Below are 9,612 nucleotides of genomic sequence, written 5' to 3' on the forward strand. Positions count from 1 at the left end.
TAGCTTTTTAACTTTACAGGATAGCTTATGATTATTTGAAGTTCTGCGGCTTTGATATAGCTTCTGTGCTATCTCAGCATTATAGTCACTATTTATACTAGTGCGATTAAGTTCCTTTTTTATAGCTCTTTCACTATAGCCAATTTTATTGGCTATTTGAGATGTTTGGTATCCTAATTTAAGTAATTCTTCTATACAATATCTATTTGAAAGAGTTAAGTGCTTTGGCATTTTTTAGTTCCTTATCGTTTATTTTAGTTTCGTCAAAACCTAATAAACTATATTTGGAACTCTCTTTCAACTATTTAAAACTTTCAGAATACAATCTAGCTAATAAAAAATAATGGCACCCATTAAAAGTTAATTAGTGAAGCTACATTTATATGTAAAAAATGTTCTCTAAGAATATTTATTCATTAGCCTAATCTGATAATATATATTATTAATCTTATTATTAATTGATAAAGTAATTTAGAACTATGCTTAAGAAAATTGTAGGCTTAATAATTCTAACTTTTCTACTTGTAGGTTGTAAAGATGCCTATAAAAATAATCAGTGGAGCAAATTCCATAGGGATTCATCAACAAACTCTGATTTACATTCTAGATTTGTTGATGTCCTTAATCGTGAAAGTGTTGGATTTACATACTCACCTTATAGTGCTGACTTCAAAAATAGATTGTAGCCTATACTCTTTTACTAACTGCTACATTTGTCATATATACGCCCAAAAACACAACCCCACCAAAAAGCAATGATAAAATAGAAATTGTTTCTCCATATAATACAAAACCAATCAAAATAACCAAAAATGGCATAGTATTTTGAAAAACAGCTGTCTTATAAACTCCTATTTCCTCAAGAGCTCTTAGATACCACAGGTAGGCCAATACGGTTGCGAATACTGCTATATATAGCATACTACCCCAGAACTTAATATCTGTATGAGCAAGCTCTGAAAAATCTGATTTAAACAAACTCACTACAGCAAACATTATCATTCCAACTATAGCTCCATAAGTGTTAATCGTAATCATATTAACACCAGCTCTTACACAACATTTGCCAAATATCGCATAAGCCGAGAAACATACGACAGCTAAGATACTTAATATTTCTCCTAGGTTCATGTTAATAACGGTTGAACATTCCATAGAAGAATTACTAGAAAACATGACAACACCAATAGTACCTAGCAATGCAAACAATATACCAATCTTTGCTTGCTGATTAACTTTCATCTGAAACATATAACTAGACAAAATAGTTATCAAACATGGACTAAATGCAAATATAATAGCAACAATATTTCCAGATATCAGTTTCTCTGCCCATAAGAATGCTATGTTATATAGAAATACCCCAAAGAATCCAACAGCTATAACATAAAGCCATTGCCTAAGATTTAAGTGTGGAAATAACGTTCTGGTAAAAAAATAATGAACAACAAGAAAAATAAGAGATGCCATAGCATAACGAATTAAGCCAACTAAATATATATCTACATACTCTAATGGAAGTGGAGCCATATGATACAAACTAGCCCAAAATACTAAGGCTAAGAATATTTTTACATACCCTTGTAGTAAAGAAGAATTCATGAGTTTTAGACTATCTGTTTTTTTATCAGATACTCTACTATACTCGGATCTAAAAGTGTAGATGTGTCACCTAAATTATCAAAATCATTTGCAGCTATTTTTCTCAATATTCTTCTCATAATTTTACCAGAACGAGTTTTTGGTAAATCTGGAGTAAACTGAATCACATCTGGACTCGCGACTGGACCAATTTCTTGTCTAATATAAGATACTAATGTTTTTCTGATACTATCAAGATATTCATCTCCAGCACCTTTGCCATCATGACCATCTTTTAGTATGCAATAAACATAAATCGCTTCACCTTTGATATCATGAGGCATACCAACTACAGCTGATTCTGCAACACTAGAATGAGTATTCAATACAGCTTCTATTTCAGCAGTTGCCATTCTATGGCCTGATACGTTAATAACATCATCCATACGACCTTCTATCCAAATATAACCATCTTCATCTCTTCTAGCTGCATCACCTGAGAAATAGAAACCTTTGAAACTACTAAAATATGTTTGAATATATCTATCATGGTCACCATAAATAGTTCTAGCCATACCAGGAGTCGCAGTTCTAATACATAGAGCTCCTTTACCAACCCCTTCAATCTCTTTACCATCAGTATCTAATAAAGCTACATCAACTCCAAAGAAAGGTTTAGATGCCGATCCTGGTTTTAGTTTATGAGCACCTGGTAATGGCAAAATCATATGTCCACCAGTTTCGGTTTGCCACCAAGTATCAACAAGAGGTGCTTGATTATTTGCACCCTTCTCTACAAACCAGTTCCATGCTTCTGGATTAATAGGTTCTCCAACAGATCCTAATACTCTTAATGAAGTTCTATCTGAATCTTTAAGGTATTGATCACCGGCTTTAATTAATAATCTAATCAAAGTTGGTGCTGTATATAGAGATTTTACATTATGTCTATCAACTTCTTTCCACATTCTAGAAGCATCTGGGTATGTTGGAACACCTTCAAAGATTAAAGAGGCACAACCATTAGCAAGCGGACCATAAACAGCATAACTATGCCCAGTAATCCAGCCAATATCAGCTGTACACCAATATACATCATCATCTTTTAGATCAAAAGCTAATTTATGAGTCATACTTGCGTAAACAAGATAACCTCCTGAAGTATGAACAAGGCCTTTTGGAGTACCAGTTGAGCCTGAAGTATATAACATAAATAATGGAGTTTCTGCATCAAAAAATTCTATCTTATGTTCATCAGAGACCTTAGCACACTCTTTCTCATAACAAAGATCTATATCGTTCCAAACCATATTCTTTGTTTTAGTTCTGCTCACAACTAATACATTACTAACAAAGTCTAAACCAGAGATTGCTCTATACACACTCTTTTTAAGAGGTATTCTCTTACCTGATCTGATACTCTCATCTGCTGTAATTACAAATTTACTATTTGCATTTATAATTCTCTGCTTAAGTGCTTCTGCAGAAAAGCCTCCAAATACAACTGAGTGCATAGCTCCTATACGTGCACAAGCAAGCATCGCATATATTGCTTCTGGTATCATTGGCATATATATAGTTACAACATCACCTCTTTTGACACCATTTGCCTCAAGTATATTAGCCATTTCACATACTCTGTGATAGAGATCTCTATACGTAATATTCTTAGTGTGATATGAATCATCAGCTTGCCATATAAAAGCGACCTTGTTTGCCTTGTCTACTAAATGCCTGTCAACACAGTTATAACAAACATTTAGCTCGCCACCTTTGAACCATTGAATATCTACAGGATCAAAACTACTTGCAAAGGCCTTACCAAAAGGTTTATGCCAGCTAATATAATTAGCCTGCTTCGACCAAAATGCCTCTGGATTTTCTATTGATTCTTTATACATAGCTTCATATTGCTCGGCATTAACATTAGCTTGAGCTATAAACTCTTCTGAAACTTGAAAATTTGAATATGACATATCTATTGATTTTAAAACGCAATTAAAATTATATTAGCATATTTACTAGAATTTTTGACTATGTTTATACTATCAATATTTAACAATATTTATCAAATATTGATAAATGATTACCGACTTTGAAGATATTCTTTGAATTTACTGCCTAACTCTTTGTGCTGTAGAGCTATTTCATAGTTAGCGATTAAAAAGCCTAATTTACTACCACAGTCATAACGAGTACCTTTAAATTCATAAGACAGAATTTTCTCTTCTTGATCGAGTAGTTTAGCGATTGCATCAGTTAGTTGAATCTCTCCGCCTGCACCTTCTGAAGTTGACTCTAAACATCTGAAAATTTTGTTAGGCAATAGATATCTACCCACAACTGCATTAGTCGATGGGGCTTTTTCTGGAGCTGGTTTCTCAACTATAGCTTTGATGAGATTCTCACCATCTTTGGCTACGATACCATAAGAACTAGTTTCATCTTTTTTGACTTGCTGAGTAGCTATACATCCTCTGATATCAGTACCTTCTACAGCTTTCACCATTTGCTTAAGGGTACCAGTACCACAATCATGATTATAGATTAAGTCATCTGGCAATATCACTGCAAAATCCTCGATTCCAACAAGAGGTTTTGCACATAGCACAGCATGTCCTAGCCCTAAAGCTTCTGGCTGACGAACGAAGAAAAAGCTTACATCTTTCGGAATTATGTTTTTGACTAAATCTAATAGTTCATACTTTTGCTTTTTCTCTAACGAATACTCTAATTCAAAATTTCTATCAAAATGATCTTCAAGAGATTTTTTGTTAGAACTTGTAACAAAAATAATTTCCTTACAGCCAGCTTCGATAGCTTCCTCAACAGCATATTGAATCAATGGTTTATCTACAACTGTTAACATCTCTTTAGGACATGATTTAGTTGCTGGCAAAAATCTAGTTCCCCAACCTGCAACTGGAAAGACTGCTTTTTTGATTTTCATTTAATCTCCTTGATATCAGCTATCAGCTAGATGACAATATAAGCTTACATTAGTATTATAACCATTTACAGAGAGGTTTCTCAACGTTTTAGACAATCTTTTTAGATCATTTGATCTTTTGACATATAGATCTACTAAGATTTCATTTTCAAAATAATATATAGACATCTTTTTATCTAAAATATTACTTTCATCAATATTATTTTGAGCAAATATCTCTTTTATTTTAGATAATATCTCTATGCGAGAAGGTTCAAAATTTTCAAGCTTAATAACACCGTCTTCATGATTTGTAACATCTACATGCACTGTAATATCCTTGATATTTTCGATATTATGATAAATATTACTCTTAACAATCTCAGCGATATAATGCCCCTCAGAAGCTGTACTATACTTATCAACTAAAATATGAACATCTAATACAATTTTACCAGCCATTTTTCTAGTTCTTAAAAAATGAAAATCTTGCACTCCTTCCGAATTAGTAATTATTTCTTTGATACTTTTACGTGTTTCAGCATCAACACCTTCATCGATAAGCTCAGCAACAGCAGAGTAACCCCACTTGACACCCATCTTAACGATCATATAGCAGACTACTAAGGCGGCGATAGCATCCATCCATGGGAAACCTACAAAAGCACCTATTAAACCAACTAATACTACGACTGAAGACCACATATCTGAACGACTATGCCAAGCATTCGCTCTTAGCATATCAGAATCAATCTTATTTGCAGCTCTCATAGTGTATTGATAAATAAACTCATTACCTAATATAGAGAAAATTGCTGCATACACAGTAAATCTATCTGGAGTTTCATACTCACCTACAATCAATGTAGCTAGTGAGTGATAAACAATCATAAAACCTATAAATATAAGTAAGCCAGAAAGCACTAATGTTGCTAAGGTTTCTAATCTCTCATGTCCATAAGGATGATTATGATCCTCACCCTTATTAGCATACTTAGCAGCAAATAAAACCATAGCATCACTCAAAAGATCTGAAAATGAGTGTATTCCATCAGCAAATAACGCTGGCGATCGTCCTATGATTCCAATAAATGTCTTTGAAATAGCAAGTAATGCATTTATAAACATACCTACTAGAGTAACTTTTTTAGTAATTTGATATCTAGTATCTGACATTTTTAAGCCTCTTTTATTAGATTAACTAAACAAATTTTAAGCAAGATAATAATGTGATGTATCAAGAATGTCTATTATAAATATAAAAATTATGACTAATCTTTAGTCATTACAAGTTTAAATAATAATATATGCACAAAGATTGAAAAAATTATTGTCCCTATCCACCAAGCTATAGGATTGTCCAAACCATGTACTGTTACATAATAAGCTGCAAATATAGATATTACAAGCTGTAAGCTAGCCATTACTAATCCAGGATTCCAACTTTTACGCTTAATACCTTCTGCAATATGTGTTAAACCATTTATAATACTAAAAATTATAATTAATAATCCAAAACCAAGATTGATAAAGCTCAAAGTGCCAAAAACGGCAAATGCTAACCACACCATAAGTATATTTATCCAAAATATCTTAATGTCTGTAAGTTTTTCCTGACCTTGTGGCAGCCCCATAACAGTACGATTCATAAAATCTTTAAAACCACCTGGTACATAGTGCTCTTCTGTCTGATGAAACAAATACATTGGAATATTAATTAATCCCCAAAAATGTGGATCATATACAGAAAAATTAGCAAATAATAATACAGTGAATAATATACCAGCCCATGGAGCTACTTTTGCCCAATTTTGATTTTTTGCTAAGAAATCTATCATCATCTGACCTCTAAATATAATTATATTATCTTTTATAAAATTTACTATATAAATCTTCAAATATCTTAGTATTTTTGTCAAAAATCACCTTGCAATGCAGACAAATAATTGTATAATATACTCCATCAGTTCGGAGAAATGGCTGAGTGGTCGAAAGCGGCGGTCTTGAAAACCGTTGACTGTAACAGGTCCGGGGGTTCGAATCCCTCTTTCTCCGCCATAAACATAGAGCCCGTCTACTTTGTAGCGGGCTTTTTTGTTTCTACCCTACTATAAATCATACTAAAAGATTTCACTAAAAATTACTCATAACTAGATTTTGTACGTATAATTTCTTAAGCGCTTTTATTATTTGCTACCACTATATGGAAAGAATACTCATACTCGAGCTAATTGAAAAAAAATGGTGCCTGAAATATAGCTATAAGTACTATAGAATGAAGGTTTATTTACAACTGCCTGTAAAAAACTAGATTAGAAGCTAGCATTGAATTACAAAAAATATTCAATAGGCTTACTAAAACAATAGAAACTAGATTTTAAAATAAACTACTAAACTGGCATAGCAAGTATGAAAACTTCTTAAATGAAATGACTGTAAATTATGAGACAAAGTGAAGCCACATATACTCATTATAATTAGGGCTGCTTATACTAGTTTGTGTTCAAATTTAGACCATCTATTTACTATAAAAATCTTGCAAATTTATCTGTACTAAATACTACAAATCATCTAAATGGTAGAAAGTTTTTTGATCTGAAAAATAGGATTAAAATACATAAAAGTTTACCAACAAAACTAAAGAAAAAATAGTAGATTTTTTAATGCTAAATAATGGTTAAAAATTCTAAAATAGGTACCATTTTCTTCAATTAGTTCATATTTTATATTGGGTTGACAAACAGGTCAGCTCCTACATTTATTTACATTTCTATAATTTGGATTGTAGGGGTGGATTCTATATCTGCCCTTGTATGTCTAATCCTGTTAAAAACTATTGCTATATTCTTCTAAAACTCTGAAAATCTCTTGCTCATGCTCCAACTGATTCAACTTCATGCGAAACTCTTTTGAACCAGGTAAATCAGCAAGATAAAAACTTGCATGAGTTCGGATTTCTTTAACAGCTACTTTGGCAGTTTTTAGCTTAATGAGTCTTCTTAGATGTTCTCCTAATACTTCAACACGCTCAACTGGTGTTGGTGGCGGTATTAGCTCACCTGTATTGAGATACTCAGCAATTTGTCTAAATATCCAAGGGTTACCACGAGAAGCGCGCCCTACCATCACCGCATCTACTCCTGTATGCTCCATCATAGCCTTAGCACTATGAGGACAGAACACATCACCATTGCCAATCACAACTGTATCTACAGCTTTTTTAACATCACGGATAATATCCCAATTTGCTTTACCAGTATACATTTGTTCACGCGTACGTCCATGGATAGCAATAGCATTTACGCCAGCATCCTCACATGCTTTAGCAACCTCTATAGCATTGATGTTTTCATCATCCCAACCAATACGCATTTTTACAGTTACTGGTTTATGTACTGCCTTTACCACAGCTGTTAGTATCTCATGGATTCTATCGACATCTTTTAGAAGTGCTGCTCCTGCTTGTAATTTCTTAGCAACTTTTGGCATAGGACAACCCATATTTATATCTAAAAATCACATTCCGTATTCTCTGCAATATATTTTGTAGCACCAACAAAGCTATCAATATCTGTACCAAATATCTGTATTCCAAGTGGCTTTTCACTATTTTCCATATAGAGCATTTCCATAGTTTCCCAATTTCGCTCCACTACAGCTTTGTTACTAACCATCTCAGTATATATTAGCCCTGCGCCATGCTCTTTACATATAGTACGAAATGCACTATCACAAAAGCCTGCCATTGGTGCGAGTACAACATTATTTTCAATTTCTATATCTGCAATTTTAAAGCCCATCTTTCACACCATCTAATAGAAACCATTGTCCCATTTGTTTGGGTTTATCAAATTTTATACCGTATTTTTTAAACTCATATTGAACTTCATCAATTTGATTTTCAATAATTCCAGATAAAGCTAATCTACCACCTTTTTTTTAAACTAGTTGTAATATTTCCAACCAAACTTATCAAAACATTTGAAAAAATATTTGCTACTACTAGATCAAACTGCCGTGTTGGAGGATTATCGCTAAAATGAGTTTTATCAGTTACATCATTTTCTTGAGCATTTTTGATAGATGATTCTATTGAGTTTAGATCAATATCTATACCTTCAGCATACTTTGCTCCTAGCTTAACAGCCCCAATAGCTAGGACTCCAGTACCACAACCATAATCCAAAACTGAAGAGTTTTTTGTAATATATTTCTCCAACCATTCAAGACACATTTTAGTTGTTTCATGATTACCGCACCCAAAAGCAATACTAGGATCAACTATTATATAAGTATGCTCATTATCTTCAGGTGGTTGCCTCCAATTTGGATAAACAATTATATTTTTACCAATAGATATTGGATCGTAATCATATAACCATGCAGCTTCCCACTGCTGATCTTTAATTATTTCGTAATTTATTTCACTTTCAATTATCTTTTCAAACTTTTTTTGAATATTAACAATGATACTATCTATATCATGATGGTTCTCATATAAGACTGTAATGCTGACAATATTATCAGATTTATCTATCCTTGTTACAGAAACTGCATCATTATCAAAGAGGTAATTCTCGACTATGTCAAAATATTTAGATTTTAGTGTAAACTCTAACTGGCGCCATTGTTGCATTTTATAAAAAATAATTCAAAACTTCATATATCGTAAAATAATACTAAATATACTAATTAACAGCTAGATTAAATTACTTATTTGATATCCACTAATTGACCTTATTTCAACAATCTTTATTTTGATTTTTTATTAGCTAGATTGTATTCTGAAAGTTTTAAATAGTTGAAAGAGAGTTCCAAATATAGTTTATTAGGTTTTGACGAAACTAAAATAAACGATAAGGAACTAAAAAATGCCAAAGCACTTAACTCTTTCAAATAGATATTGTATAGAAGAATTACTTAAATTAGGATACCAAACATCTCAAATAGCCAATAAAATTGGCTATAGTGAAAGAGCTATAAAAAAGGAACTTAATCGCACTAGTATAAATAGTGACTATAATGCTGAGATAGCACAGAAGCTATATCAAAGCCGCAGAACTTCAAATAATCATAAGCTATCCTGTAAAGTTAAAAAGCTA

The 9,612-nt window shown here is 32.5% G+C and carries 8 protein-coding genes, 1 tRNA gene and 2 pseudogenes; 3 read left to right on the plus strand and 8 right to left on the minus strand.

Annotated features, from left to right (window positions below):
• Positions 1-231, minus strand: a 231-nt coding sequence (locus tag F8C69_RS06775) for a helix-turn-helix domain-containing protein (protein ID WP_159183974.1), incomplete at its 3' end; no start/stop codon positions are given.
• 248 nt (positions 232-479) lie between these two features.
• On the opposite strand from F8C69_RS06775, the gene F8C69_RS06780 reads away from it, so the two are divergent.
• Positions 480-686 (plus strand): hypothetical protein, encoded by a 207-nt coding sequence (locus F8C69_RS06780; RefSeq protein ID WP_159184676.1) that lies wholly within the window; start codon positions 480-482, stop codon positions 684-686.
• 1 nt (position 687) lies between these two features.
• Here the strand turns inward: F8C69_RS06780 and F8C69_RS06785 are convergent, their stop codons facing one another.
• The 5 genes from F8C69_RS06785 to F8C69_RS06805 form a co-directional block, all read right to left on the minus strand.
• The gene (locus F8C69_RS06785; protein ID WP_159184677.1) at positions 688-1,602 is read right to left on the minus strand and encodes a DMT family transporter; all 915 of its coding nucleotides are present in this window, start codon (positions 1,600-1,602) and stop codon (positions 688-690) included.
• Between the two features lie 5 nt (positions 1,603-1,607).
• The gene (acs, locus tag F8C69_RS06790; protein WP_159184678.1) at positions 1,608-3,557 is read right to left on the minus strand and encodes an acetate--CoA ligase; all 1,950 of its coding nucleotides are present in this window, start codon (positions 3,555-3,557) and stop codon (positions 1,608-1,610) included.
• Between the two features lie 110 nt (positions 3,558-3,667).
• The gene (gene galU, locus F8C69_RS06795; RefSeq protein WP_044526049.1) at positions 3,668-4,531 is read right to left on the minus strand and encodes a UTP--glucose-1-phosphate uridylyltransferase GalU; all 864 of its coding nucleotides are present in this window, start codon (positions 4,529-4,531) and stop codon (positions 3,668-3,670) included.
• A 15-nt stretch (positions 4,532-4,546) separates the two neighbouring features.
• Positions 4,547-5,686, minus strand: a complete 1,140-nt coding sequence (locus F8C69_RS06800; protein ID WP_159184679.1) for a cation diffusion facilitator family transporter — start codon at positions 5,684-5,686, stop codon at positions 4,547-4,549.
• Between the two features lie 95 nt (positions 5,687-5,781).
• Positions 5,782-6,351, minus strand: coding sequence for an HXXEE domain-containing protein (locus F8C69_RS06805; RefSeq protein ID WP_159184680.1), 570 nt, complete (start codon positions 6,349-6,351; stop codon positions 5,782-5,784).
• Between the two features lie 129 nt (positions 6,352-6,480).
• Here F8C69_RS06805 and F8C69_RS06810 point away from each other — a divergent pair.
• A tRNA-Ser gene (locus F8C69_RS06810) sits at positions 6,481-6,568 on the plus strand.
• A 768-nt stretch (positions 6,569-7,336) separates the two neighbouring features.
• On the opposite strand, the pseudogene dusB reads toward F8C69_RS06810, so the two are convergent.
• A pseudogene (gene dusB, locus F8C69_RS06815) lies at positions 7,337-8,310 on the minus strand (tRNA dihydrouridine synthase DusB).
• Positions 8,300-9,146, minus strand: a pseudogene (gene prmA / locus F8C69_RS06820) (50S ribosomal protein L11 methyltransferase). The pseudogenes dusB and prmA overlap by 11 nt, the downstream one beginning before the upstream one ends.
• A gap of 235 nt (positions 9,147-9,381) precedes the next feature.
• Between prmA and F8C69_RS06825 the strand changes: the two are divergent.
• On the plus strand, positions 9,382-9,612 hold a 231-nt coding region (locus tag F8C69_RS06825; protein ID WP_159183974.1), incomplete at its 3' end, for a helix-turn-helix domain-containing protein.

This window comes from Francisella noatunensis subsp. noatunensis (assembly GCF_009823375.1).
GTDB lineage: Bacteria > Pseudomonadota > Gammaproteobacteria > Francisellales > Francisellaceae > Francisella > Francisella noatunensis.